Annotated in this window: 24 protein-coding genes, 2 pseudogenes and 2 riboswitches; of the genes and pseudogenes, 14 read left to right on the forward strand and 12 right to left on the reverse strand. The window is 53.4% G+C overall.

From position 1 onward, the window contains the following. The first annotated feature begins 9 nt into the window (after nucleotides 1-9). A complete protein-coding gene (locus AP057_RS03285) occupies nucleotides 10-504 on the forward strand; it encodes a GNAT family N-acetyltransferase (protein WP_015374232.1) in 495 nt (164 codons plus the stop codon). A gap of 68 nt (nucleotides 505-572) precedes the next feature. On the opposite strand, the gene AP057_RS03290 is transcribed toward AP057_RS03285, so the two are convergent. The 3 genes and pseudogenes from AP057_RS03290 to AP057_RS15985 all read right to left on the reverse strand — a co-directional run bounded on the left by AP057_RS03290 (nucleotide 573) and on the right by AP057_RS15985 (nucleotide 2,826). After that, nucleotides 573-1,760, reverse strand: a complete 1,188-nt coding sequence (locus tag AP057_RS03290; protein ID WP_055358052.1) for an IS701 family transposase — start codon at nucleotides 1,758-1,760, stop codon at nucleotides 573-575. A gap of 286 nt (nucleotides 1,761-2,046) precedes the next feature. Beyond that, a pseudogene (locus AP057_RS03295) lies at nucleotides 2,047-2,523 on the reverse strand (cation acetate symporter); the annotation flags it as partial. After that, nucleotides 2,508-2,826, reverse strand: a pseudogene (locus tag AP057_RS15985) (DUF485 domain-containing protein). The pseudogenes AP057_RS15985 and AP057_RS03295, both read right to left, overlap by 16 nt. 320 nt (nucleotides 2,827-3,146) lie before the next feature. On the opposite strand from AP057_RS15985, the gene AP057_RS03300 reads away from it, so the two are divergent. Beyond that, nucleotides 3,147-4,562: an amino acid permease gene (locus tag AP057_RS03300; protein WP_055358053.1), complete on the forward strand. Its 1,416-nt coding sequence runs from the start codon at nucleotides 3,147-3,149 to the stop codon at nucleotides 4,560-4,562. Nucleotides 4,563-4,894: 332 nt separating this feature from the next. On the opposite strand, the gene AP057_RS03305 is transcribed toward AP057_RS03300, so the two are convergent. Then, nucleotides 4,895-5,095, reverse strand: coding sequence for an alpha/beta-type small acid-soluble spore protein (locus AP057_RS03305; RefSeq protein WP_025948410.1), 201 nt, complete (start codon nucleotides 5,093-5,095; stop codon nucleotides 4,895-4,897). 229 nt (nucleotides 5,096-5,324) lie between these two features. Between AP057_RS03305 and AP057_RS03310 the strand changes: the two genes are divergently transcribed. From AP057_RS03310 to AP057_RS17405, 5 genes are all read left to right on the forward strand, one after another. Next, entirely contained in the window at nucleotides 5,325-6,569 is a 1,245-nt protein-coding gene (locus AP057_RS03310) for an MFS transporter (RefSeq protein WP_055358054.1), read from the forward strand. A 76-nt stretch (nucleotides 6,570-6,645) separates the two neighbouring features. Beyond that, nucleotides 6,646-6,906, forward strand: coding sequence for a hypothetical protein (locus tag AP057_RS16890; RefSeq protein WP_049624198.1), 261 nt, complete (start codon nucleotides 6,646-6,648; stop codon nucleotides 6,904-6,906). A 248-nt stretch (nucleotides 6,907-7,154) separates the two neighbouring features. Next, complete coding sequence (locus AP057_RS17395) at nucleotides 7,155-7,310, forward strand: hypothetical protein (protein WP_162839643.1); 156 nt, start codon at nucleotides 7,155-7,157, stop codon at nucleotides 7,308-7,310. After that, entirely contained in the window at nucleotides 7,307-7,474 is a 168-nt protein-coding gene (locus AP057_RS17400) for a hypothetical protein (protein WP_011230441.1), read from the forward strand. The genes AP057_RS17395 and AP057_RS17400 overlap by 4 nt, the downstream gene beginning before the upstream one ends. Beyond that, on the forward strand, nucleotides 7,467-7,616 hold the full coding sequence (locus AP057_RS17405) for a hypothetical protein (protein WP_196332684.1): 150 nt from the start codon (nucleotides 7,467-7,469) through the stop codon (nucleotides 7,614-7,616). The genes AP057_RS17400 and AP057_RS17405 overlap by 8 nt, the downstream gene beginning before the upstream one ends. A gap of 56 nt (nucleotides 7,617-7,672) precedes the next feature. Here AP057_RS17405 and AP057_RS03325 read toward each other — a convergent pair whose 3' ends face one another. After that, on the reverse strand, nucleotides 7,673-9,442 hold the full coding sequence (locus AP057_RS03325) for a B12-binding domain-containing radical SAM protein (protein WP_055358055.1): 1,770 nt from the start codon (nucleotides 9,440-9,442) through the stop codon (nucleotides 7,673-7,675). A gap of 222 nt (nucleotides 9,443-9,664) precedes the next feature. Between AP057_RS03325 and AP057_RS03330 the strand changes: the two genes are divergently transcribed. Together AP057_RS03330 and AP057_RS03335 are read left to right on the forward strand one after the other, a co-directional pair. Beyond that, entirely contained in the window at nucleotides 9,665-11,881 is a 2,217-nt protein-coding gene (locus tag AP057_RS03330) for a PAS domain S-box protein (protein WP_055358057.1), read from the forward strand. Next, on the forward strand, nucleotides 11,871-12,374 hold the full coding sequence (locus AP057_RS03335) for a methylated-DNA--[protein]-cysteine S-methyltransferase (protein ID WP_033015805.1): 504 nt from the start codon (nucleotides 11,871-11,873) through the stop codon (nucleotides 12,372-12,374). Before AP057_RS03330 ends, AP057_RS03335 begins: the two co-directional genes overlap by 11 nt. A 74-nt stretch (nucleotides 12,375-12,448) precedes the next feature. On the opposite strand, the gene AP057_RS03340 is transcribed toward AP057_RS03335, so the two are convergent. The 6 genes from AP057_RS03340 to AP057_RS03365 all read right to left on the reverse strand — a co-directional run bounded on the left by AP057_RS03340 (nucleotide 12,449) and on the right by AP057_RS03365 (nucleotide 19,588). Further along, nucleotides 12,449-13,462 (reverse strand): ABC transporter permease, encoded by a 1,014-nt coding sequence (locus AP057_RS03340; protein ID WP_033015807.1) that lies wholly within the window; start codon nucleotides 13,460-13,462, stop codon nucleotides 12,449-12,451. Beyond that, entirely contained in the window at nucleotides 13,404-14,954 is a 1,551-nt protein-coding gene (locus AP057_RS03345) for a sugar ABC transporter ATP-binding protein (protein ID WP_055358058.1), read from the reverse strand. The genes AP057_RS03340 and AP057_RS03345 overlap by 59 nt, the downstream gene beginning before the upstream one ends. Further along, nucleotides 14,951-16,114 carry a sugar ABC transporter substrate-binding protein gene (locus AP057_RS03350; protein ID WP_033015810.1) on the reverse strand — a complete coding sequence of 388 codons (1,164 nt, stop codon included), beginning with the start codon at nucleotides 16,112-16,114 and terminating at the stop codon, nucleotides 14,951-14,953. The genes AP057_RS03345 and AP057_RS03350 overlap by 4 nt, the downstream gene beginning before the upstream one ends. Beyond that, nucleotides 16,101-17,168, reverse strand: a complete 1,068-nt coding sequence (gene mtnA, locus AP057_RS03355; protein WP_033015812.1) for an S-methyl-5-thioribose-1-phosphate isomerase — start codon at nucleotides 17,166-17,168, stop codon at nucleotides 16,101-16,103. The genes AP057_RS03350 and mtnA overlap by 14 nt, the downstream gene beginning before the upstream one ends. Nucleotides 17,169-17,237: 69 nt before the next feature. After that, nucleotides 17,238-18,425 carry an S-methyl-5-thioribose kinase gene (gene mtnK, locus AP057_RS03360; RefSeq protein WP_033015813.1) on the reverse strand — a complete coding sequence of 396 codons (1,188 nt, stop codon included), beginning with the start codon at nucleotides 18,423-18,425 and terminating at the stop codon, nucleotides 17,238-17,240. Nucleotides 18,426-18,510: 85 nt separating this feature from the next. After that, nucleotides 18,511-18,679, reverse strand: a riboswitch (SAM riboswitch). Between the two features lie 93 nt (nucleotides 18,680-18,772). Continuing rightward, complete coding sequence (locus AP057_RS03365) at nucleotides 18,773-19,588, reverse strand: carbon-nitrogen family hydrolase (RefSeq protein WP_055358060.1); 816 nt, start codon at nucleotides 19,586-19,588, stop codon at nucleotides 18,773-18,775. Nucleotides 19,589-19,684: 96 nt separating this feature from the next. Here AP057_RS03365 and AP057_RS03370 point away from each other — a divergent pair, with 96 nt between their 5' ends. The 5 genes from AP057_RS03370 (at nucleotide 19,685) to AP057_RS03390 (ending at nucleotide 24,287) form a co-directional block, all read left to right on the forward strand. Beyond that, nucleotides 19,685-20,860, forward strand: a complete 1,176-nt coding sequence (locus tag AP057_RS03370; protein ID WP_033015817.1) for a pyridoxal phosphate-dependent aminotransferase — start codon at nucleotides 19,685-19,687, stop codon at nucleotides 20,858-20,860. Between the two features lie 139 nt (nucleotides 20,861-20,999). Beyond that, nucleotides 21,000-21,108: riboswitch (SAM riboswitch) on the forward strand. A gap of 77 nt (nucleotides 21,109-21,185) precedes the next feature. Beyond that, complete coding sequence (mtnW, locus tag AP057_RS03375; protein ID WP_055358062.1) at nucleotides 21,186-22,427, forward strand: 2,3-diketo-5-methylthiopentyl-1-phosphate enolase; 1,242 nt, start codon at nucleotides 21,186-21,188, stop codon at nucleotides 22,425-22,427. After that, nucleotides 22,424-23,086 carry a 2-hydroxy-3-keto-5-methylthiopentenyl-1-phosphate phosphatase gene (gene mtnX, locus AP057_RS03380; protein WP_015374251.1) on the forward strand — a complete coding sequence of 221 codons (663 nt, stop codon included), beginning with the start codon at nucleotides 22,424-22,426 and terminating at the stop codon, nucleotides 23,084-23,086. Before mtnW ends, mtnX begins: the two co-directional genes overlap by 4 nt. Beyond that, nucleotides 23,083-23,715, forward strand: a complete 633-nt coding sequence (locus AP057_RS03385; protein ID WP_055358063.1) for a methylthioribulose 1-phosphate dehydratase — start codon at nucleotides 23,083-23,085, stop codon at nucleotides 23,713-23,715. The genes mtnX and AP057_RS03385 overlap by 4 nt, the downstream gene beginning before the upstream one ends. Nucleotides 23,716-23,744: 29 nt before the next feature. Beyond that, on the forward strand, nucleotides 23,745-24,287 hold the full coding sequence (locus AP057_RS03390) for an acireductone dioxygenase (RefSeq protein WP_033015827.1): 543 nt from the start codon (nucleotides 23,745-23,747) through the stop codon (nucleotides 24,285-24,287). Nucleotides 24,288-24,375: 88 nt separating this feature from the next. Here the strand turns inward: AP057_RS03390 and AP057_RS03395 are convergent, their stop codons facing one another. Continuing rightward, the gene (locus AP057_RS03395) at nucleotides 24,376-25,110 is read right to left on the reverse strand and encodes a ZIP family metal transporter (protein ID WP_055358065.1); all 735 of its coding nucleotides are present in this window, start codon (nucleotides 25,108-25,110) and stop codon (nucleotides 24,376-24,378) included. Nucleotides 25,111-25,229: the final 119 nt, after the last annotated feature.

Consider the following 25,229-nt stretch of genomic DNA (forward strand, 5'->3'; position numbering starts at 1 on the left):
AAAGAAAAAATGATGATCAGACCGATTGAAGTTCGCGATGCGGAACATTTCTTGGAGTTGTGCAAAAAAATTGATGAATCTGGTTTTATGTTATTTGAGCCTGGCGAACGGCAAACAACGGTTGAGCAACAAAGTAAATCGATTGAAAGAATGTTGTCTGAGCCGAATAAAATGATCTTTGTTGCTGAAACGGAAAACAAGCTTGTCGGGTTCCTTGCTGTCATAGGAGGCGATGTAAAACGAAATCGACATTCTGCCAATGTTGTTTTGGGAGTTCTTGAAGACTATCAAGGACAGGGCATTGCCACGAAACTATTCAACAAAGCGTTTGAGTGGGCAAAGGAAGTTGGAATTTTGAGATTAGGACTTACGGTCATGAAAGGGAACGATAAGGCGTTCAACTTATATAGGAAGATGGGGTTCGTATTAGAAGGCGAGAGAGTTCAATCGTTAAGAGTGAATGGGGAATTTGTAAATGAATATTACCTATACAAACTGTTATAATGCTAACTGTAGATGAGCATTTTTCATTACAATAATTTCCATGGTTAGAGAGACAAACAGGGTACCCCTTACGCGATACGGAGCTGTTTTTTGATCACATCAATGGGAATATCTTGCTTTGCAGCGTCATAAATGAACTCGACGACGCTGTGGYCTTTCCGCGACCGAAGAAGCTCCAGCCCGGTGGAGAGGTTTTGKCGGGATTCGGCGATGCTGTACACGCAGGAGAGCAGCACCACCGCCCAATACCGTTTCACCGCCCGAATGTGGCGAACGCGGTATCCATCCAGCTTCAGTTGATCTTTCGCCTGCCGGAAAAAGCACTCGATCGTCCARCGCTGRGCRTAGTAACGCAAGATGTCTTCGTCCCCGAGTTCCCGGTCGGTGCTCAAGATGCAATGAAGATGTTCCGGCGCCATCGGCTGATCCGCCTTCCAAGCCAGCAGCACCACCGCGTCATCGAGGCCATGGATGGCCCCCTCATAGCGATACACGCGATAACGCTCCTGCCCCACCGTGACGAGGCGGGTGTCTTTGGACTCGATATAGCGGGCAAACTGCTTGGCTTGGATGGCGATGCCTTTCGGGTAGAGAATCCGGTTCGTCTTGAGCATCGCGATGACATGGAATCCCTGTTTCAGACAGGCTTCGATGAGCTTCTTAGACGGATACCACGAATCCATGAGCACATACACCCGCTGAGCCCGCTTCACCTTGAGCGAGGAAAGCATCTCGATCGCCAGGTCGATCTTGCTTTTTCCCGCTTTCTTGTCATACAGGCGGAACGCAAATGGGAACGCCTGCGTGAAGGTGTGCACCATCAGCCAAACGAGCGAATGCCCCCAGACCGATTGATGATCTTTATGCGAGTAGTGCCAGTCGCACCCTTGAATGGCGTGCACAGCCCGTGACGAAGGCTTTGTTTTTTGGCAAATCGTATCATCAATCGAAACAAAAAGGGGTTGATTCTTCCGTTTGGCCAGTCGTTCGACCTGGGAAAGGATCCACTCTTGAAGCTTCCCAAGCAGCCTTTCCTCGTTCCAAGGGCTTTTCGTGAAAAAGTGACTGAGCGTCGTTCGATGATTCGGATGAAAGCTCCAGTAATGAATATCAGTCAATGTTCCCGAGAATCCCTTGGTGGTCAAGGCATCGACAATATGAATGAGATGCTTGATGACCGGTTTGGAAAGCTGCAGCGTCAACCCCAGCGTGAAGAAAAACTTGTGGATTCCTTGGTGATGTGCTAATCTATTCATGAGACATGAACCTCCTTGTGGATAGTTGGTGGTACATCTATTCTAACCAAGGAATCGGGTTCATGTCTCCTTTTTTGTTTAGTTGTCAATTTATGTCAGTGAATTTGCTCATCTACAGATGCTAATTGGGGCTGGCCCAAACGCAAGCACGTTTTGGGCCAGCCCCTTCTTTGCTGTGTTACACGCGTCCTATCCCAGTATTTGCTTTGACGACAATTTCCGTATATTTCTTTTCATCCGATTTTTTCGACGAGACGAGCGTGCCAACGATCGCACCGATAAAGCCGAGCGGAATCGAGATGATGCCCGGGTTGGCGGCGACGATTTTGTCATAGCCGACAAACGCGGCGGCGCCAAAGCCTAAAAAGATCGTCATGACGTAGAAAAGCCCAATGATCCATGTTGCATAAACGACCGATTTGCGCGCAGTCGGGGCGTCTTTGACCGTAAAGAAGCGGATTAAAATGTGCGGCAGCCCGGCCGTCCCCAACGCGAGCGCCAAGTTGAGTGAAATCGTATCGAGCGGGTCTTTAAACTTGTTGCCCGGGTTTAAAAACGCTTCGCCAAGCGGTGTCGCGGTTTTGACTTCATGGAACATTTTGGCGATGCTGAAATCGAATTTAGCAAAGACGATGATGGAAATGATAAACGTACCGACCATCAGCAAGACGGCTTTGACGATTTGCACCCAGCTCGTTGCCGTCATGCCGCCGAAGACGACGTACACCGTCATCAAAACGCCGACGATCAAGACGGAATAAATGGCTCGACGATGGCATCAAATTGTGCTGCGCGTTTCGAATAAAGGATGCATAAGGCCCATGTCATGATAAATTGCGCAAAGGCAAACAGCCACGCCCAGCTGACCGGTCCGATTGCTAGTGCGTTGAGCGCTTTCGAATACGACGTCAACACCGGAAGGGCGAAGTAAAAGACGAAGAAAAAGACGGTGGCTGGGATGATGAAGCGCTTCTTCGCCTGAATGAGCCCGCGGAATGAAGCGGATTGGGCAATGGTTTCATAGTTCGCTCCCTTGATTGACCCATGATTCCTTTTTCACTGCCATCGTGATCCCTCCTTATTTGTATTAAAGCGTTTTCAAAATGAGTAATGGAATGTTCTTCCGCAAGCGGCGGATGTGAATCCCCCTTTCTTGACACAAATTTGTCACACATTCATTATACATTTATCTGAAAAATTTGTAAATTGATTCTTTTGTTATTTTTGAAAACTATTTTTTTGCTTTGCCGCACAAAACGGAAAAAGTTTTTTGTTGTTTTTCTTATTTTCGCACTTTACAAAAAAACAAGGATCATGTAGAATGACAACTGTATTCGACAATAAAATTCAACAATTTTCTACAAAAAACGACAAGGGGAGACATCTATGAATTTGTTTCGTAAAAAACCGATTCAGTTGCTTATGAAAGAATCGGGGGCAAAAGGAGCTTCGCTGCGAAAAGAGTTAGGTGCATTCGACTTGACGATGCTCGGCATCGGCGCCATCATCGGGACAGGCATTTTCGTCCTGACCGGGGTGGCGGCGGCGGAACATGCCGGCCCAGCACTTGTTCTTTCGTTCATCTTATCAGGATTGGCGTGTGTGTTTGCGGCGCTTTGCTACGCCGAGTTCGCCTCGACGGTGCCAGTGGCGGGGAGTGCTTACACTTACAGCTATGCCACGTTTGGTGAGCTCATCGCTTGGATTTTAGGCTGGGATTTGATTTTGGAATATGGGGTTGCTTCGTCGGCGGTTGCCGTCGGTTGGTCCGGTTATTTCCAAGGGTTGCTTGCCGGTTTTGGCATCGAACTCCCGAAAGCATTGACGAGCGCATATGATCCGGAGAAAGGGACGTTCATCGATTTGCCAGCGATTTTAATTATTCTGTTCATTACGTTTTTATTGAATTTAGGGGCGAAAAAATCGGCCCGTTTCAATACGATTGTCGTTTTTATTAAAGTGGCTGTCATCTTGCTTTTTTTGGCGGTCGGTGTTTGGTATGTCAAACCGGAAAACTGGACGCCGTTTATGCCGTATGGCTTCTCTGGGGTGGCAGCCGGCGCGGCGACGGTGTTTTTCGCTTACATCGGCTTTGATGCGGTGTCGACGGCGGCAGAAGAAGTGCGCAATCCGCAGCGCGATATGCCGATTGGCATCATCGTCTCGTTGCTTGTGTGCACATTGTTGTATATTGTGGTTTCGCTCGTATTGACAGGCATCGTTCCGTACGAGCAGCTCAACGTGAAAAACCCAGTGGCGTTTGCGTTAAACTATATCCACCAAGACTGGGTGGCAGGCTTTATTTCGCTCGGGGCGATCGCCGGCATTACGACCGTGCTCCTTGTGATGATGTATGGGCAGACGCGTCTCTTCTACGCCATCAGCCGCGACGGTTTGTTGCCGAAAGTGTTTGCCCGCATCAGCCCGACGCGCCAAGTGCCGTATGTCAATACGTGGCTGACGGGAGCGGCTGTAGCGGTATTTGCCGGCATCATTCCGCTCAATAAATTGGCGGAACTGACGAACATCGGCACGCTCTTTGCCTTTATCACCGTCTCGATCGGCGTGTTGGTGCTGCGTAAAACACAGCCGGACTTAAAGCGGGCATTCCGCGTTCCGTTTGTCCCAGTCATCCCGATTTTGGCCGTGTTGTTCTGCGGCTACCTCGTTCTTCAGCTTCCGGCGATGACATGGATCGGTTTTGTCTCGTGGCTGCTGATCGGTTTAGTGATTTACTTTATCTACGGCCGCAAGCATAGTGAGCTGAATAAAATGGCACGGACGGAAGAAAATGCCGGATGAACGGCCAAACAATGAAAAAGGGGTTGACCCAAATGGGGAAACAGCCCCTTTTTCCATTATGTCAAATTTTTCGGCAACACCGCGTTTCACTCTTTTTTCATGCGGAAAAACCCCGATTCAAATAAAGAAAGTTCCCCTTCAGGCAGGGAAATTCCCCCTAAAAAAGGGAGTCATGGAAGCGCCCGTCCATCGCGGTTGGGGGGCATTATGCAACCAAAAAGACAGCAGATGACGACCGCAACAACAAGAAAGATCGCCGCCAAGCCGACGTCCACCGCCATTTGAAAGCGATGGATGCCAAAATGAAAAAAGCCGAGTGATTCCGCTCGGCTTTATTCCGTTTTTCGGCCTGCCAATTCGCTTTGTGCTTGAGCAATGAGCCGTTTCGTCATTTCTCCGCCGACGGAGCCGTTGGCGCGCGAAACCGTGCCAGCCCCGAGCTGTACGCCAAACTCTTGGGCGATTTCGTACTTAATTTGTTCCAACGCTTGTTCGATGCCTGGAACAAGCAGTTTGTTGCTTGAACGAGCCATATGAAATTCCTCCTTGATGGTTTTTTGATGAGGTATGATTAGTATGGACGATCGAACAAAGAGATATGGTTGGGAATTACAGGATTAATTTTCCATTAAAAACATCCATGAGTAAGCTTTTACTCGCCACCCAAGCATGAAAATAACCGCTCATGGATTCATTATTTTCACAGAAAAACGCACATCATATAAGTGGAAATATCGACTTCATAAGAAAGGGACCGAAGCGATGGAATGGACGGTGCAGCTGTCAAAAGCGGCAGGGAGGCAGGCTGGTCAGGGGTGGGCGGTCGCTGCGCTTGCCTCGATTCCGCTTGTCATGACGCTGGGCAATTCGATGCTCATCCCGGTGCTGCCGGCGATGGAACGGCATCTCGACATCACGCCGCTGCAGTCGAGCCTGCTGATCACGATGTATTCCGTTGTGGCGATTTTGTTCATTCCGCTGGCCGGATATATAAGCGACCGCATCGGGAGAAAAATGGTCATCGTTCCAAGCCTGTTGCTGGCGGCGGTGGGAGGGGGGCTGGCGGGATGGGCTGCTTGGCGGGTGAGCGACCCGTACGGCTGGATGATCGCCGGGCGCATGTTGCAAGGGCTCGGGGCGGCCGGGGCGTTTCCGATCGTTTTGCCGCTTGTCGGGGATTTGTTTCCGGATGAGGAGGAGGCAAGCCGCTGTTTAGGGACGGTTGAAACGGCGAACACGTTCGGCAAAGTGCTAAGCCCGATTCTCGGGGCGATGCTGGCTGGCATCATTTGGTTTTTTCCGTTTTTTTCGTTCCTTGTCTTTTGCCTGCTATCGGCAGCAATGATGGTTTGGTCCATCCAGGTGCCGGCGCGTCGGGAGCGGCCGTTGCCGTTTCGGGATTTTATTGCGGTGGTGGCGGAGATTTTCCGCCGCGAAGGGCGTTGGCTGATCGGGGTGTTTGTCATCGGCGGTTTGTTGATGCTTGTGTTGTTTGCGTTTTTATTTTTCCTTTCAAGCCGTCTTGAAGATGTGTATGGCATTGATGGAATGAGGAAAGGATGGGTGCTCGCCATCCCGCTCGGGGCGCTCTGCCTCGCTTCATTTGCGGCCGGGAAAGCGATTGGCGACCGGAAACAGCGGATGAAATGGGGCGCTGCAGCCGGCTCCGTTCTATTGGCGGCTGCGTTGGCCCTCGTTCCCCTTCATTCATCCCTTTCCGTTTGGCTGGTGTTGTTCTCGGTAGCCGGCATCGGCATCGGCGCTGCGCTGCCGTGTTTAGATGCGCTTATCACGGAAGGAATTGAGAAAAGCGAGCGCGGGACGGTGACATCGTTTTACAGTTCGCTTCGTTTTATCGGCGTGGCTGCCGGACCGCCGTTGGCAGCCTGGCTGATGAAAGGCGGCGCCGGTCCGCTTTTGTTCTTGCTCAGCGGGCTGGCGTTGCTTGGCGGAGCTCTTGTCGTTTGGCTGATCCGTCCGGAAGGAGAGAAAGGAGGAAGAGGATGAGAGCCGTCACATACCAAGGCATAACTTTGGCTATTCTGAAACGTTTGGCGGCTACCCGGGCGGGCAAGCTGAATATTTGCGCGTGCTTTCGCGCAACATTACGCTGAAAATGGGGCAGGCGCCGGTCATTCATTACATTCCGACGCTGTACGAATGGATCGTCGAAGGAAAATTCGACCCGACTGATATCATCACGAACCGTCTTCCTCTTGACGAGGCGCAATATGCATACGAGATTTTCGATGAAAAAAAGACGGCTTCAGTGAACTACCCACCACCTACGCTTCGCTTAGAGGTGGGGGCTTCAAGCGACTTGTGTGTGTTCGCTGAACGGTAAGCCACACACAAGAACCCTTTACGCTTCCCTTCGTTCCGAAGGTGTCCGTTCTAGCCATATTCTATCCTATTCGTTGGCTAACGCCAACCGAAATTCATCTCCCACTTTCACTGATGCTGGCGCACCTTCACGTTTAGAAGTAGGAGACTTCTTTCGGAGGGAAGTTAAAGTGGTACTCAAACCATAGCGGCGCATAAAGTTGGCGCAGCGGAGACACGATAAGAAAAAATGCGGGAAGGAGGATCGATGTGACTGACATTGCATTCCCGGTTGCCCGCCTGCAAGAGGGGACGCTTCGCCAGCTCCAGCAACTCGAACAGCGGCTGCGTGAAGAAACAGGAGAAGAAATTGTGCTTGTCGCTTATGAGCGGAAAACGGTTGATGAGGAGGAGACGAAACGATGATGAAGCGAAAAGTGAAATTTGACGCAGCGAAAAACAACAATAAAACGCCAACGGAAAGTTTGCCGGATACCGAATTTGCGGCACAATATGCCGGCGAGGAGGACATGATCCGCGGCGCGAACCGCAATTCGAAAAAAGGGCGGCAAGGAGGCGGGGATGGGTAAAGAGCATAAGAAGCGGCCCGCTCGAACGAATGAAGAAATGGCGTTTGAATGGGGCGATTTCGCTGCCCACGAGCCGCTTTGGATCATGGAGGAACAAAAACGGGCGAAAGAAAATGAAAAGGAACGAAAAAAGCAGGGATAACGCTCCCTGCTTTTTCACGTGGTGCACAAAAAAGCCGTGCCTCCGGCGTTTGGCCGTTAGGCGGATGCCGAAGCGGACAAGGCGGACAGCGGCGCGGAAAACAGCGTTGCGCCGGTTCCGGACGGATCAAAATAGGCGACGATGACGGTTGGTGCAAACGAGAGCTGCTTCGCGGCGATATAGCGGCCGACATCAACCGGCACGATTTCCACGACCGTATGTTTAAACAGCTCCTTTTCCCCGATCCCGAGGGCGGCAAAGTCCTCCCCAAGCACCTCGGGGCGCTCAAGCAGCGCACGGTAGATGGCCGTGCGCGCCGTTTTGTCCGTTTTCTCATTCCACCACGGCTTGCGTGGTTTGTATTTTTGGTTGCGCAAATAGTCGTATTTCATAAGCGACTCGGCGACCGGCAGCGCGTCCGGGACGGCTGTGCGCAAAAATTCATGCAGGCGGCGGAACAAGTCTTCCAGTTGGTGGCCGATGCGCGCCCAGCCGCGCTCATCCCAATACGTGCCAAACTGCTGGAAAAAGTCAAACGGCGACGGGAACACATCGGTCACCAAGTACTCGATCGTTTCGTCCATTCGATGGGCGTTCCAATATTTTTCAAGCACGTCTTCCACTTGCTTGATGCGGATGACGTCATCAAACGACAAGACGTTGTTGGCGAGCACTTCATACGGCGCATGATCCATATAGACGTAGCCGTATTCATGGGCGCGCAGGCGCAACCCAGTGCCGCGCAGCAGTTTCAAAAACCCAAGCTGCAGTTCTTCCGGGCGGAGGGCGAATACGTCGTTAAACGTCTTTCGGAACGAGTTGTAGTCTTCTTCGGGAAGACCGGCGATCAAATCCAAATGTTGGGCGATTTTCCCGCCCTCTTTAATCATCGTTACCGTTCGCGAAAGTTTGGCGAAGTTTTGTTTGCGCATAATGAGCCGATTCACTTCGTCGTTCGTCGACTGGACGCCGATTTCAAAGCGGAACAGGCCGGGCGGCGCTTCGCGGTTTAAAAACTCGATCACCTCGGGACGCATGATGTCGGCGGTAATTTCAAATTGAAATACTGTTCCGGGCACATGTTCATCAATTAAAAAGCGAAACATGTCCATCGCATAGCTGCGGCTGATGTTGAACGTCCGGTCGACGAACTTGATCGTCCGCGCCCCGTGCCGCATTAAGTAGCGCAAGTCGTCTTTGATTTTTTCGCGGTCAAAGTAGCGGACGCCGACTTCGATCGAGGACAGGCAAAATTGGCAGCTGAACGGGCAGCCGCGGCTCGTTTCAACATACACGACCCGGTTCGGAAGATGGGGAATGTCTTCCGGAAAGCGAAACGGCGACGGCATGTCGGCAAGGCGGACTTTGTTTCGCTGCGGATTGATGACAATGCGGCCCCCGTCGCGAAACGCGAGCCCGGCGATATCACGGACGTCTCCATGGCCGTCTAAAGCGAAAAGCAGCTGTTTAAACGTTTCCTCTCCTTCGCCGACGACGATAAAGTCAAACTCCGGCACCCGCTCCATCCATTCGCGTACATCGTACGACACTTCCGGGCCGCCGGCGACGATGAGAATGTGCGGCGCTGCTTTTTTTAACATTTTGGCGACTTTGATCGTCTCTTCAATGTTCCAAATGTAGCAGCTGAAGCCGATGACATCCGGCCGGCGCTGGTACAAATCGGCGACGATGTTCAGCGCCGGGTCTTTGATCGTATACTCAACGAGTTTGACGTCAAACTCGGGCTGAGCGTATGCTTTTAAATAGCGGATGGCGAGGTTCATATGAATGTATTTGGCGTTCAATGTCGTGCAGACAATATTCATAGAAGCAAAACCCCTTTGATTAGCGTACTAACCTTTCATTATAACGCAGTTTAACCAAACGAAAAAGAAGAAAAACTTGTCGAACGGTAGAGAAAAGAATTCACAAAATCTTCATGAGCGAAGGGAGGAGTAAATTTTTCCACATCGAATATATATTTCGTTGAACGGTTTGAATAGACAAGGAGCCTTGATACATCAACATTTCTAGAGGGAGAGATGGATATGGTCCAAAGCCTTTCTCCTCGGGAAGAACAAAATGCGACGCCGGATGTGCGGCAGCTTGAAGAGGAAAATCGTCGCCTAAAGGAGCGGCTCAACAGTTATTCCGTCATTTTCGAGCGATCGCTCGACGCCATTGTCATTTTAAATAAAAACGGCGAGTTTGTCGATGTGAACGAAGCGGCGTGTAAGCTGTTTGAGATGGATAAGTTTGACTTGATCGGCCGTTCGCTTTTCTCGTTTTTGGAGCTCGTGCCGCCGGATATTTTGCTGTTTCAGCAGTCGATGCTGCAAAAGTTCGGCTCGTTCAGCGACGAGCTGCTCATTAAGCTGCCGGACGGCAAGGTGAAGCATATCGAATTTTCGATAAAAAAAGACGTGTTTCATGAATTTGACCTCGTGATGATGCGCGACGTTTCGGCTCATAAGGCGCTTGAGCGCGAACGAATCATTCATGAGTTTTTGTTTCGCGACGTATTCAACCGCGCCGTCGACGGCATCGTCATTTTCGATGAATTTGGGCGTTTTATCGATGTCAATCCGGCGTTTTCGATGAGCTTGAACTTGGAAAAAGGAAAACTGCTCAATTTGTCGTTTCAGCAGTTCGTCGCCTGCGAATGCGTCAATGAGTTCGCACGGCTGCTCGCGGAAGTGAAAGAAAAGGGAACGGCCAAAGGCGAGTTGTCGCTTGTCCGCCCGGACGGAACGGTGAAAATGTTTGAACTGACGGTGACGTCGAACGTCTACAGCGGCTTTTACATGGCCATTATGCGCGATGTGACCGATCGAAAAAATATGGAAATCAAACTACAAAAAAGCGAAGAGCGGTTTCGGGCCATTTTCGAGCAGGCGCATGAGGCGATTCTCATTTGGGATGATTTTGGCTACATATTGAACGCCAATCCGGCCGCGAGCCGGACGTTTGAGCTGCCTTTGAATTTGCTTGTGCGCCGCAATTTGCTCGATTTTGTGGAATATGGGGATGAAAAGGTGAAGCGGATTTTCAGCGAGTTCCGCCAAAAAGGGGAAATTCGCGATGAGCTGACGTTCCATATGCCAAACGGCGAACAGAAACAGCTTGAGTTTACGATGAAAAAAGGGGCGATTGACGGCTACCATTTGACAATTTTCCGCAACGTGAGCGGGCGGCGGAAAATCGAGCGCGAACTGCGGGAAAGCGAACAAAAATTCCGCAGTATTTTCGATCACTCGATGGACGGCATTTTGCTTTGGGATGAGCAGCATCGCATCATTGACGCCAATCCAATCGCCTGCGGCATTTTTTCTGCTGAAAAGGAGGCGCTTCTTGGCCGGAAGGTCGGCGAACTTCTTCCGGACCGGGCGCGCCGCCAGTTGAACAAGCTGATGGCTGAGTGTCAGCGCGCTGGCGAGGCGAGCGGCGAAGTCGAGTTTTCCGATGAGACAAAGGAGCGAATCATCGAGTTTTCGTTGAAAAAAGAAGTCATTTCCGGCGTTGGAATGATGACGTTTCGCGATATGACCGAGCGGAAGGAGATGGAGCTGCAGCTGCGCAAATCGGATACGCTCAATGTCGTCGGCGAGCTCGCTGCCGGCATCGCCCACGAAATCCGCAACCCGATGACGGCGTTAAAAGGGTTCATCCAGCTGCTGCAAGGAAGCATTGACGGCGATTATTCGATGTATTTTAATGTCATTATGTCGGAATTGAAGCGGATCGAATCGATCATCACCGAGTTTCTCGTTTTGGCCAAACCGCAGGCGGTGCAATACAAGCAAAACGACATTTGCAAAATCATGCAGGATACGATCGATTTGATCAGCGCCCAGGCGATGATGAATAACGTGCAAATCATTGCCGATTTCGACCGCGGGCTGCCGCCGGTGTATTGCGAGCTGAATCAGCTGAAGCAGGTGTTTATCAACATTTTGAAAAACGCCATTGAAGTGATGCCCAAAGGCGGGGACATCACGGTGCGGATCGCCCGCATGGGCAAAAATGTTCGCATTTCCATCACTGACCAAGGCGTCGGCATTCCGAAAGATAAAATCAAAAAACTCGGCGAGCCGTTTTATACGACGAAAGAGCGCGGCACCGGACTCGGCTTGATGGTCAGCTATAAGATCATTGAAGAACATCAAGGGAAAATTGACGTGGAAAGCGAAGTCGGGGTCGGCACGACGTTCCATATTACGTTGCCGATTGAGCGGACAGAGAGGGAAGACGACGATGGCGATTGAATATGCCGTATACCGGTCGGAGCTGCTTGGCGATCTATACATCGCTTCCGACGGCGAAGCGATCATGAAAGTTGAACTGTTTCCGGAAGAATGGCGCGCGTTTGCGGGCGGGCATCCGGTTGTCCAAAGCCGGTCGCCGTTGCTTGAACGCGCGCTTCGACAGTTGGATGAGTACTTTCACGGCCGCCGCCGGACGTTTGATTTGCCGCTGAAATGGAAAGGGACGCCCTTCCAAGAAGAAGTGTGGGCGGCGCTTTGCCGCATCCCATACGGCGAGACGGCGACATACGCTGACATCGCTGCGCAAATCGGCCGCCCGAAGGCGGTTCGCGCCGTCGGCCAGGCGAACCGGGCGAATGAGCTCGCCATCATCGTCCCGTGCCATCGCATTGTCGGCAAAAACGGCGCCCTCGTCGGCTACGCCGGAAGCCGGACCGATGTAAAAGCAAAGCTGCTGGAGCTGGAGCGGCGCTATCAATCGCGCTTCAGCTGATCGGCGGGTGTGTATGCCTCCCAAAATGACGCCCGCCCCCATGACGCGAATCCATGGGGGCAGGGAATGGGACATTATTTTTTTTGCCAATGCGACAAGGCGAGGGCGCCGACTAAAATGGCGCCTTTTATAATGTCTTGAGCGTAATACGGGACGTTTGCCATCGTCAAGCCGTTCAACAACACGCCCATCAAAATCGAACCGAACAGGGTGCCGATGACGTTCGGCTTGCCGGCGCCGAAGACAGAAAAGCCGATGTAGGCGGCGGCGACGCCGTCCATCAAAAACGAAGCGCCGGCCGACACTTGCCCGGTGCCGATGCGCGAGGCGAGCACGATGCCCCCCAAGGCGGCGAAAAAGCCGCTGATGACGTACGCATACGTCCGGTAACGGTTGACTGGGATGCCAGAGAGCCGTGCTGCTTCCCGGTTTTCACCCGTTAAATAAAAGAGACGGCCAGGTTTGGTGTATGTTAAAAACAAGTGGGCGGCCATGACGACAACGAGCATGAGCAAGACCGAAAACGGCACGCCAAACAGCTCCCCTTGGCCGATAAATAAAAAGGAAGGAATAAATTTGCCCGGCGCCGTGCCGCCATCAGGCAGCGGCATGTCGTTATAAATCGAAAATCCTTTTGTATACGTAAGCTGCACGCCGTTGATCGCGTACATCGTCGCCAACGTGGCGAGCAAATCGGGCAGTTTGAATTTGACGATCAACAACGAATTAAGCAACCCGACGGCGACGCCGAGCAACAGCGGCACGAGCAAGGTGACGAAAATTTCTTGGCGATGCAAGACAAGCGCCGCCGCACTGGCAATCGTCGCCAAGCTCACTGTCGAACCGACCGACAAATCGAGGCCGTCGACGATGAGCGAAAATGTAATGCCAATGGCCACCAAGGTGACGATGGAAATGGAACGCAAAATGTCGCTGAAGTTTTCATAGGTAAAAAACCGGTCTTGTGTCAGGCCAAAATAGGCGATTACAGCCAAAATGGCAAGCAGTGTGCCATGTTTATACAAAAATTCAAGAATGAACGGCGCCGCTTTTTTCGACGGCGCTGTGGAAACGGCTGGCTGGCTCATCGATCTCACCTCCGCTGCAATAGTACACAAGCTGTTCATAGGTTAGTTCTGCGGCCGGCAGGCGGGTGAGCAGCCGGCCGTCAGCCATGATGTAGATGGTGTCGCACACCTCAAGAAGCTCGTGAAATTCACTCGAAAAATATAGTACTGTTTTTCCTTCATCGGCGAGAGCACGGATGATGGAAAACACCTCTTGTTTGGCGTGGACATCGATTCCTTTCGTAGGCTCGTCGAATAGAAAAACACGCGCGTTTGTGTTCAGCCATTTGCCGATGACGACTTTCTGCTGGTTGCCGCCGCTTAAGTGGCGGACAGCGGTCGAAGGCAACGGCGGATGGATGCCGAGCGAGCGGACAAGTTCGTCGGCGGCGTCCGTTTCCTTCCTTCGGCTGATCCATTGCCAGCGCGACAGCCGGGAAAGGAGGCGGACGGTGATGTTGGTTTTCACTGACTCGGGCAAGAACAGCCCTTGTTTGCGCCGTTCTTCCGGGATGAGGCAAAGGCCGGCGTCGATGGCTTCATAAGGCGATGAGAACACATAGCGTCTGCCATCAATTTCCCACTCGCCGGATGTGTTCCGGTGGGCGATGAGGCTTTCGGCAAGCTCCGTCTTGCCGGCGCCGACCAAGCCGGCGATGCCGACGATTTCGCCGCGGTGGGCGTATAGGTCGACTGTTGTCCCGGTTTTGTCGATCAAAATTCCGAGGGCGGCAAACGCGATGTCGCTTCCATGCGCGCGCGTTTGTTTCATGGCGGCGGCTCGCCTTGTTCCGGTCATATGAAGGACGATGTCTTCAAGCGGCAAACCGCGGGCGGAACCATGGTAGACGACGCGGCCGTCGCGCAAAATCGTCAACCGGTCGGCGATTTCCTGCACTTCTTTCAGTTTATGAGAGATGTAAATAAAGCCGACGCCTTGCTGTTTCAGTTCCGTGATGATGGCAAACAGCCGCTTCGTTTCGGCTTCGCTCAAGGCGGCGGTCGGTTCGTCCAAAATGATGTAGCGCGCATTCGATGACAACACTTTGGCGAGCACGATCAGCTGTTTTTCATGGAGCGAGCAGTCGCGCACGAGCTTTGCCGGCGAAATGGCAAGGCCGACGCGGCGAAGCAGAGCAGCGGCCCGTTCTTTTTCCCGGCGCAGCGAGCGGATCGGCTGTTTCTTCACATCAGCGAGCTCATCAGCCGCCAAGTTTTCGTAAACGGGCAATCCTGGGAAAAGCGCCGTGTCGACCTCTTGGACGACGAAGCCGATGCCGGCTCGTTTCGCGTCAAGCGGCGACGAAAAGGTGCAGTTGACGCCATCGATCGTGATCGTGCCGGCGTCGGGAGGAATGGCGCCGGCCAAAATGTTCATGAGCGTGCTTTTGCCGGCGCCGTTCATGCCCAAAAGGGCGTGGACTTCGCCTGGACGGACGGAAAAGTCCACGCCGTCAAGCACGCGCACCGCGCCAAACGATTTTTCAATGCCTCGCATTGACAGCCTGTTCATTTTTTGTTCACCTGAGCTTCCAACGTTTTCATCCATGGCGAGATGGCGACGTTCGATTGCCCCCAGCCCGGGATGTATTGCGAAAGCTCGTTCATCGATACTTGCTTATCGGGCAAGTCGGTCCGTTTTACTAAATGCGGCTCGAGCGAGTAAATGTTCGGCGTTTTCTCGCCAGCGATTTTTTGATAGGCGAACCGCACCTGAACGCGGCCGACTTCCGCCGGATCCGTCGCTGTTGTCGCCACCCACGGACTGTTCGGTTTTTGGATCATTTGCAAGTCTTCGTCACTCAAATCGATGCTGTATACTTTGATTTCCGTACGCCCGGCTTGCTCGATGGCGCGCGTCGCTCCTTTGGCGAACTCGTCCCAAGTTGCGAAGACGGCGTCAATGTCGCCTTTGTTCGGATATTTTTTCAAAATGGCCTCCATTTGCGTTTGCGTGTCCAAAGCCGTGTTGGCGCTCGCCGTACCGAACTTGGCGACTTCTTTTATGTTCGGATAGCGTTTTTTGAACGCCTCATAAATGACGTGGCGCCGCTCCATTGGAGTAAAACCGCCGACCCAAATCGTGACGATGTTGCCCTCTCCATTTAAATCTTCGGCGAGTGTTTTTAACGTTTTCCAGGCGAGGCTGTAGTCGTCTTGGTCGATGACGGTGACGCCGGGAATGTTCAAATCGTTGTCAAAGGCGACGACCGGGATGCCTTTTTCAACCGCTTTTTTCACCGGGCCTTCGAGTGCATCAGCGCGGCCGTGATCAAGCAGAATGGCATCAACGTTTTGCGTGATGGCCGTTTCTACGTATGAGGCCATTTTCGTCAAGTCGTTGTCGGCGTTGTAAATTTGCACTTCGCCGCCGAACTTTTGCACTTGTTCTTTGACGCCGGCGATGTATTGCGACGAGAACGTGCCGATGGACATTTGCATAATGGCGGCGATCTTCACCGGTTTTTTCAGCTTCTCCGGGATGGCCGCCTGTTCGCTGCTCGATGCGGTTTGGCTGTTGGATGAGACGGTGTCGCCTTGGATGGCCGTTTGCTTCGTTTCGTTGGCCGGCTTAGAGCTCACGGCGTCTTGCTCGTTCGTGCAGCCGGCCAAGACGGAGAACACGGCAAAGAAAAGAAGAGAAAGGAACGATAAGGCCTTAAATCGTTTCATGCTGCTCCTCCTTTGCAAATAACGCTGGCAGTGCCGCGCTGTAGCTGCCGCGGACGATGCCTTTTTCGGTAATGATCGCGGTAATCAGTTCGTTTGGCGTCACGTCAAACGCCGGGTTATACACGTTGACGCCTTCCGGGGCGACGCGCACGCCGGCCAGATGGGTCACTTCATCCGGATGGCGCTCTTCAATCGGGATGTCTGCCCCTGTCTTTGTCGCCAAATCGATGGTGGACAACGGTGCGGCGACGTAAAACGGAATGCCAAACGATTTGGCGAGCAAGGCGAGGCCGAACGTGCCGATTTTGTTCGCCGTATCGCCGTTTTGTGCGATCCGGTCGGCTCCGACGATAATGGCGCGAATCCCTTTCGCTTTGATCGTTTGCGCCGCCATGTTGTCCGTAATAAGCGTGACGTCGACGCCTGCTTGCATCAGCTCCCAGGCGGTCAGACGCGCTCCTTGCAAAACGGGGCGCGTCTCAAGGGCGTACACGGATAACTCGATCCCTTTCTCTTTCGCCAAATAAAACGGGGCGAGCGCCGTGCCGTAGCGGGCGGTGGCGATCGAGCCGGCGTTGCAAATCGTCATCACCCGCTCGCCTGGGCGAAAAAGCGATAACGCATGTTCGCCGATGCGGCGGCAGACATCTTCGTCCTCGATTTGGATGCGTATTGCCTCGTGAATAAGCACCGTTTTCGCTTCGTTGACTGAGGCGGCGTCTTTGGCGGCGGCAGTGAGCCGGTCAAGCGCCCAAACCAAATTGACGGCCGTCGGGCGGGCGCTTGCCAAATAATCGCGGTCTTGCTTTAGGCGGCTATGGAACTCGTGGACCGTTTCCGCTTTATAATGCGAGGCGGCGAGCGCCAGACCATAAGCGGCGGTGATGCCGATCGCCGGCGCTCCGCGCACTTTCAGCGAGGCGATCGCATCGTACACGTCTTCAAGCGTATGCAGGTCGATATATTCTGTTGCCAATGGCAATTTTTGTTGGTTTAAAATCGTGATATGCGTCTCGCGCCACTCGACAGAGCGCGGGATGGCAAAGGTGTCCATCGTCGTCTTCCTTTCTTTTCACATTTTCCGTTGATCCGGGCCGGCACTGGGCCGGTCGTCGCCGTGTTACTATTCGGTTTCTGCAAACACTCGGCGGAAGCCGTCCGTTCCGGTCAGCTCGTTGCGCTCGACAATTAGGCGGCGGCCGAGGCGGAGCGCGTGTCGTTTGGCGGCAAGGCGGGCTTCTTTCTGCTCGATGCCGTCAAGGTCGGCCACATGGGCGAGGCCGATCGTCCGGCGGATGACTTCGCAGCCGGCAAAGCCGACAGCATCGATGAACGCATGCCGGAGCACTTCGTCAAGCAAGCCCGGTGTTGCGGCGTACGTCTCGATGCTTTTGGTGCGCCAAAGCTCCGAGAATATGGACGCAAAGACGTCCCAGGTCCGGTCGATGTGATCAAAGAGCGGTTGGCGCTCAACGTCAGGGCGGGACAACGCATTTAACAGCAAGTTGGCGAAAAACTGTCCAAGGTCAAAGCCGATCGGGCCGTAAAAAGCGAATTCCGGGTCGATTACTTTCGTTTCGTCGGTGCTTGCGAAAATGCTGCCGGTATGCAAATCGCCATGCAGAAGCACATCGGCTTCGGTTAAAAACTTGCGCTTCAACTTCGCCGCTTCCAAACGGAGGCGGTCGTCATTCCAAAGCGTTTCGACGTCCGGCCGCAGCTCGTCTTCGAAGTTGTTCGTGTCATGGTCGAAAAATGGATCGGTGAAGACGAGATCTTCGGTGATTTTGCACAGCTCCGGATTGACGAAGCTTTGCGCCAATTTCTTTTTCTCTTGCTGGTTCATGCCGAAATCGGATGTGTAAAACGCTGTTTTGGCGATAAATTCGCCGATATGCCGGGACAAAAGCGGAAATGTTTTCCCTTCGATCAACCCTTTGCGGGCGATTTGCAGACGGGACAAGTCTTCCATCACGGTAATGGCAAGCGATTCGTCAGAATAGTAGACGTTCGGCACGTATTGCGGTACATAGCTGGCAAACGTGCGCAACGCGTTGCTTTCAATAACCGCGCGCTTTAACGTGAGCGGCCAGCTTTCGCCGACGACTTTCGCGTACGGGAGCGCCTGTTTGATGATGACGCCTTGCTTCGTTTCCTGATCGACGATATGAAAGACTAAGTTTAAGTTTCCGTCGCCGATTTCGCGGCACACAAGCGGCGCCCCGTCTCGGAATAGGCCGAGGCGGACGGCGAGGGCGGTCGCTTTTTGTTCGGTGAGCGGTTCGTAAACAGTGGATTGGACAATCGTCATTTTCACGTTCCCCCTTTAGGTTTTGGCAAATGAAAAAGCCTCTTTCGCATACGGAAAGAGGCTTGAAGATGCATCGTCTTCGCGCCTCTTATCTTTCAGAAAGACATCGGTCTTTCTGTTGGACTTAGCACCGTGCCCTGCGGAAGCGGTTCGCTTCCGGCGCCGCCTTTGGCGTGCGCCCTATCTCACGATAGCATTACGGTCGGTTGCTGGGCTTCATTGGGCCAATTCCCTCAGCCAACTCTTGATAAGAGTACCGATCTAGCTATTAAGTTTTTGCAATTTTCACGATGTTAACAATCGTTTGGTTGCTTGATTCGAATGATACAGGTTGGGCTGGCGGATTGTCAATACGTTTTGAAAAATTTTTTTGCCGCCTCTTCATAATCGTGCGGCCGGCGGTCGGCAAACACCGGGATGCGTGCGCGGACGTCCGCAACGAGCGAGGGATTGATGTCGGCCGAGAGAATGCCCGGCTTCTCGTCCGCCTCGGCGATAATTTCGCCCCATGGGTCGATGATGAGCGAATGGCCGGCGAAGACGTTGTTCGGGTCGCGTCCGGCCCGGTTGCAAGCGACGACATAGCATTGGTTTTCAATCGCCCGCGCCATCAAGAGCGTCCGCCAATGGTGAAGGCGGGGAAGCGGCCATTCGGCGACGACAAACAGCACTTCCGCTCCGGCCAACGCATGGGCGCGAATCCACTCCGGAAATCGGATGTCATAGCAAATGACCCCAGCGCACGGCAGCCCGTCAAGCGAGAACAAGCCTGGCTCGTTTCCCGGCTGCAAATACAAATGTTCATCCATCAATTGGAACAGGTGAAGCTTGCTGTATTCGCCGACGATTTGGCCATGGCGGTTGGCCACGATCATCGTGTTTGTCACGCCGGCGGCTGTTTTTTTGGCGACCGAACCGGCGACGAAATGGACGCCGTACGTTTGCGCCAATCGGGAAGCGAGCGCCTTCGCCCGTTCGGCGCCTTCGTCGGCAATTTCATCCAGGCGCGTCAAATCGTAGCCGGTCGTCCATAACTCTGGCAGCACGATGATGTCAGCGCCGTCTTTGGCAGCGGATTCCACGGCCTGTTCGGCTTGCTGTTCGTTTTTTGCTGGATCGCCAAATGCAATGTCAAGCTGCAGGCAGGCGATGCGGATCGTCATGAGCGTTCACCTCGGAAAAAATTTTCTTTACATTTTGCTTTTAACGATATATGATGTTGCACTAGAATTTCAAGAATGTTTGAGAAGGTGTGGACGATGACGATCGAATTTCCCTTTTCCGAACTGCTTGAACAGCTGCCGAAGCAGTTTTTCGCCTCGCTCGTGGCGAAAGTCGGTGCGAAGATCAAGGCGGGTTATGATGTGATCAACTTAGGGCAGGGCAATCCGGATCAGCCGACGCCAAAGCATATCGTCGAGGCGATGCAGCGGGCGGCGGCCAATCCGAAATACCATAAATATTCGCCGTTTCAAGGCTACTCGTTTTTGAAAAAAGCCGTAGCGGCGTTTTACGCGCGCGAGTACGGGGTGACGATCGACCCGGCCCGCGAGGTCGCCATCTTGTTCGGCGGCAAAGCCGGGCTTGTCGAGCTGCCGCTTTGCCTCGTCAACCCGGGCGATGTCGTGCTCGTCCCGGACCCGGGTTATCCGGACTATTGGTCGGGAATCGCGCTCGCCCGCGCGCGGATGGAAATGATGCCGCTTGTCGCGGAGAATGAGTTTCTGCCGGATTATTCGGCCATTCCCAGGGCGGCGGCCGACCGGGCGAAACTGATGTTTTTAAACTATCCGAACAACCCGACCGGCGCGACGGCGACGAAGGAGTTTTTTGCTGAAACGGTGGCATTTGCGGAAAAGTACGGCATAGCCGTTGTGCATGATTTTGCCTATGGCGCGATCGGCTTTGACGGCCAAAAGCCGGTCAGCTTTCTAGAAGTGGACGGGGCGAAAGACATTGGCGTTGAAATCTACACGTTCTCGAAAACGTACAATATGGCCGGCTGGCGCGTGGCGTTCGCTGTCGGCAATGAGCGGATCATCCGTGCCATTGAGTTGTTGCAAGATCATTTGTACGTCAGCTTGTTCGGCGCCGTCCAAGAAGCGGCGGCAGCTGCGCTCCTCGGCCCGCAAGACTGCGTCGCGGAGCTCGTTGCCTTGTACGAGGCGCGCCGCAATACGTTTATTCATGCTTTGCGCGCGATCGGCTGGGAAGCGCCGGCGCCGTCTGGATCATTTTTCGCCTGGCTTCCGTTGCCAAAAGGCGCATCATCCGCCGAATTTGCCGATCTGTTGCTTGAGCGGGCGCATGTCGCCGTTGCCCCAGGCATCGGTTTTGGAAAACACGGCGAAGGGTATGTGCGCGTTGGATTGTTGACCGATGAAGCGCGGCTTCGCGAAGCGGCGGAGCGGATCGGCCGGCTCGGATTGTTTTGAAAAAAAGAGCGGCAATGAACCGTTGACGGGACAACGTTGACCAGGCTGTTTTAAAAAAATGATTGACAACGGCGGCAAAGGCTGTCATAATTCAAAGTAAATTTGCCAATCGTTTGACAAGTGCATAAACGAGCAGGCTTTCTTATCAAGAGCAGGCGGAGGGACGAGCCCAATGAAGCCCGGCAACCGGCTTGGCGCACGCTAAGCACGGTGCTAATTCTTGCAGCGGAAACGCTGGGAGATAAGAAGAGCGCCATGAATGAATGACGCCTCTTCTTAGGAAGGGGCTTTTTTATTTCGCCATATATTGAAAGAGGGATGGACGATGAGTGCAGTCATTGCGACGTATTTTCTTCATGATGAACACGATATTCGCCAAAAAGCGGAAGGAATCGCGCTCGGCTTGACAGTCGGCACATGGACCGACTTGCCGCAGCTAGAGCAAGACCAGCTTCGCAAGCATAAAGGGGAAGTCGTTGCGATCGAAGAGCTTGGCGAGAGCGAGCGGGTAAACGCCTATTTCGGCAAGCGGTTGAAGCGGGCAATCGTCAAAATCGCTTACCCGACCGTCAACTTCAGCGCCGATTTGCCAGCATTGTTGGTGACGACGTTCGGCAAGCTGTCGCTTGACGGGGAAGTGCGGTTGCTTGATTTGGAATTTCCGGAAGAATGGAAGCGGCAGTTTCCGGGGCCGCGCTTTGGCATCGCCGGCATTCGCGAAAAGGTCGGAGTGTACGACCGCCCGCTGTTGATGAGCATTTTCAAAGGCATCGTTGGCCGCGATTTGGCGTATTTGACATCAGAGTTGAAAAAGCAAGCGCTTGGCGGCGTTGACTTGGTCAAAGATGACGAAATTTTGTTTGACAGCGATCGTCTGCCATTTGCGAAGCGCATTACAGAAGGCAAAGCGGCGCTCGAAGAGGTGTACGAACAAACAGGCAAGCGGACGCTGTATGCCGTCAACTTGACCGGCAAAACGTTTGAACTGAAAGAAAAAGCGAAACGGGCGGCTGTGCTTGGCGCCGATGTGCTGTTGTTCAACGTGTTCGCCTATGGATTGGACGTCCTACAAGGGTTGCGGGAAGATGAAGAGATTTCCGTTCCGATCATGGCCCACCCGGCGTTCAGCGGCGCGATCACGCCGTCGGAGTTTTACGGCGTCGCCCCGTCGCTCTTGCTTGGAAAGCTTTTGCGGCTTGCCGGCGCCGACTTTGTTCTGTTCCCATCGCCGTACGGCAGCGTCGCCTTGGAGCGCGAGCAGGCGCTTGGCATCGCCCGGGCGCTGACCGATGAACAAGAGCCGTTTGCCCGGGCGTTTCCAGTGCCATCGGCCGGCATCCATCCGGGCTTGGTGCCGCTCCTTGTCCGCGATTTTGGCCTTGACAGCGTCGTCAACGCCGGCGGCGGCATCCACGGCCACCCGGACGGGGCGATCGGCGGCGGAAAGGCGTTTCGCGCCGCCATCGACGCAGCGCTGGTCGGCCGTCCGCTTCGTGAAGCGGCGAAAGACAACGAGGCGCTGCAAAAGGCGATCGACCGCTGGGGCGCTATTGAGGTGGAAGCATGACGAAACAACTCGTTCTTTTTTGCGATTTTGACGGCACGATCACGGAAAACGACAACATCATCGCGATTATGAAACAGTTCGCCCCGCCGGAGTGGGAGGCACTAAAGGACGACATTCTCGCCCAGCGCATCTCCGTTCAGGAAGGCGTCGGAAAAATGTTTTCGCTTCTTCCGTCAGCGCTGAAAGGGGAGATTGTTGACTTTTTGCTTAGCACCGCCCGCTTGCGCGAAGGGTTCCGCGAGTTTGTCGCATGGACAAAAGAGCAAAGCATCCCGCTCTATATCGTGAGCGGCGGCATCGACTTTTTCGTCTATCCGCTGCTTGAAGGGCTCATTGAACCGGAGCGGATTTTTTGCAACGGTTCCGATTTCAGCGGTGAGACGATCCGCATCACATGGCCGCATGCATGTGACAGCCGGTGCCAAAACGGCTGCGGCTGCTGCAAGCCGTCGCTATTGCGCAGGCTTGCCCGCCCGGACGGGTATCACGTCGTCATCGGCGATTCGATCACCGACTTGGCGGTGGCCAGGCAAGCCGACTATGTGCTGGCGCGCGATTTTCTGCTTGAAAAATGTCAAGAGCTTGACCTGCCGCACGCGCCATTTGCGACGTTTTTTGACGTGATGGATGCGTTGCAGCGAATGGAGGTGATCGTATGAGCATCGTCGTGAAAAAGTGGAACGAGCTTGCGGAAGTGAAAGCCGAGCTCGCCGCCTGCGATTGGTTTTTCGCAACAAGCGGCAATTTGTCGATCAAAGTGACGGACGACCCGTTGACGTTTTTGGTGACAGTGAGCGGCAAGGATAAGCGGAAGCAAACGGATGAGGACTTCTTGCTCGTTGACGCTGCTGGCCGACCAGCGGAGAAAACACATTTAAAGCCATCAGCGGAGACGCTGCTGCATGTGGAAATTTACAACCGCACAAACGCCGGTTGCGTCTTGCACGTTCATACCGTGGACAACAATTTGATTTCTGAACTGTATGCGTCAAACGGGGAAGCAGTCTTTTCCGGCCAAGAAATCATCAAGGCGTTTGGCATTTGGGAAGAAAACGCCGCAGTGCGCATCCCGATCATTAACAATGACGCCGACATCCCGACGCTGGCTCGGGAGTTTGCGAACCATGTTCATGGCGACGCCGGCGCTGTGTTGATCCACAACCACGGCATTACCGTCTGGGGACGAACGGCGTTTGAAGCGAAAAAACATTTGGAAGCGTGGGAGTTTTTGTTCAGCTGGCAGGTGAAGCGGCTGCTTTTGCAACGGGCCGGCCTGCCGGTTGGTTAATATACATCTTTTAGAAGGGGGATTTTGACATGGCCGTCATCAAAGTGAGAAAAACAGGTGAAGTGATTACAGGAGAGGAGAATGTGCGCGCCTTTTTAAACAGCCAAGGCGTCCTGTACGAGCATTGGGACATTGCCAAACTGCCGGAGCATTTGCGCGACAAATACGTGCTCACCGATGAAGAGAAAAATGAAATTTTGGCGGCGTTCAAAGATGAAATTGAAGACTTGGCGGCGCGCCGCGGCTACAAAACATGGGATATCGTCGCTCTGTCCGATGCGACGCCGAACTTGGATGAACTGCTGAAAAAATTTGAACAAGTGCACATCCATACGGAAGACGAAGTGCGCGCCATTACGGCCGGCCATGGCATTTTCATTATCAAAGGCGACAAAGAGACCGGCTATTTTGACGTCGAGCTGGAAGCCGGCGATGTCATTTCCGTGCCGGAAGGGAATCCGCACTACTTTACGCTCATGGACGACCGCCAAGTCGTAGCCGTCCGCCTGTTCATCAACCCGTCCGGTTGGGTCGCCCATCCGTATGAAGAGAAAGAAGAGGCTGTCCAATAATGAGAAAACCCCGTTGCCAGGCAAGGCAGCGGGGTGTTTCGTTCTGTATGGAGAGGAGCGCTTGCCTCGATGACGGAAGGAGAGACCGCTAAAACGATTCGGTTAACAAAATCATAAACAAAATGCCGATAATAAAGGCGTACGTCGAGATCCGTTCGTTGCCGTCGCCATGGCTTTCGGGAATGAGCTCTTTGTAAATGATGAACAGCATCGCCCCGGTGGCAAACGCTAACCCGTATGGAACGAGGCCGCGGAAGAGAGAGGTTAAATAAAAGCCGAGCAAAGACGTCACAATTTCGACCGCGCCGGTTAACGTGGCAATGACAAACGCTTTAAAGCGGCCAATCTGCTGATTGACTAAAAACAAGGCGACCAAAAATCCTTCCGGCGCGTTTTGCAAGCCGATGGCCAATGCGATCAAATTGCCGATTTGCGAAGCGCCGTCTGAGGCGTAGCTCACCCCGACTGACAGCCCTTCGGGGAGATTGTGCATCGCAATGGCGGCGATGATGAGCATCGCCTTTTCGTCGAATTGCAAGCCGCTTTTCGTATGCTCCAAGTCGATATGGGGGACGGTCATCTCAAGCAACGTTAACACGAGCACCCCCGCCGCCAATCCGATGGCGAGCGCCTCAAAACCGCCGGACCGCAGGGTCTCGGGAATAAGACTTGTCATCGAGGCCGCCATCATAATGCCGGCTGAAAACGCGAGGAGTACATCGCGCCAGCGGTGGGTGAGCGATTTGGCCATAAACAAAATCGGCACAGCGCCAAGTCCGGTCGATAAGGCGGACAGCACACTGCCGGTCAATACCCCGTTCATCCAATTCCCCCTTCATCAGCCTTTATTTTTTCGTATGCGCTGTTTCCACAAATGTGACAATCGCCCAAGCGCTGCCCTATAACAAAATTATCATAGCGAAAGGAACGGCCGCTGGTGAG

The sequence above is a fragment of the Geobacillus sp. Sah69 genome (genome assembly GCF_001414205.1).
Classification (GTDB): Bacteria; Bacillota; Bacilli; order Bacillales; family Anoxybacillaceae; genus Geobacillus; species Geobacillus stearothermophilus.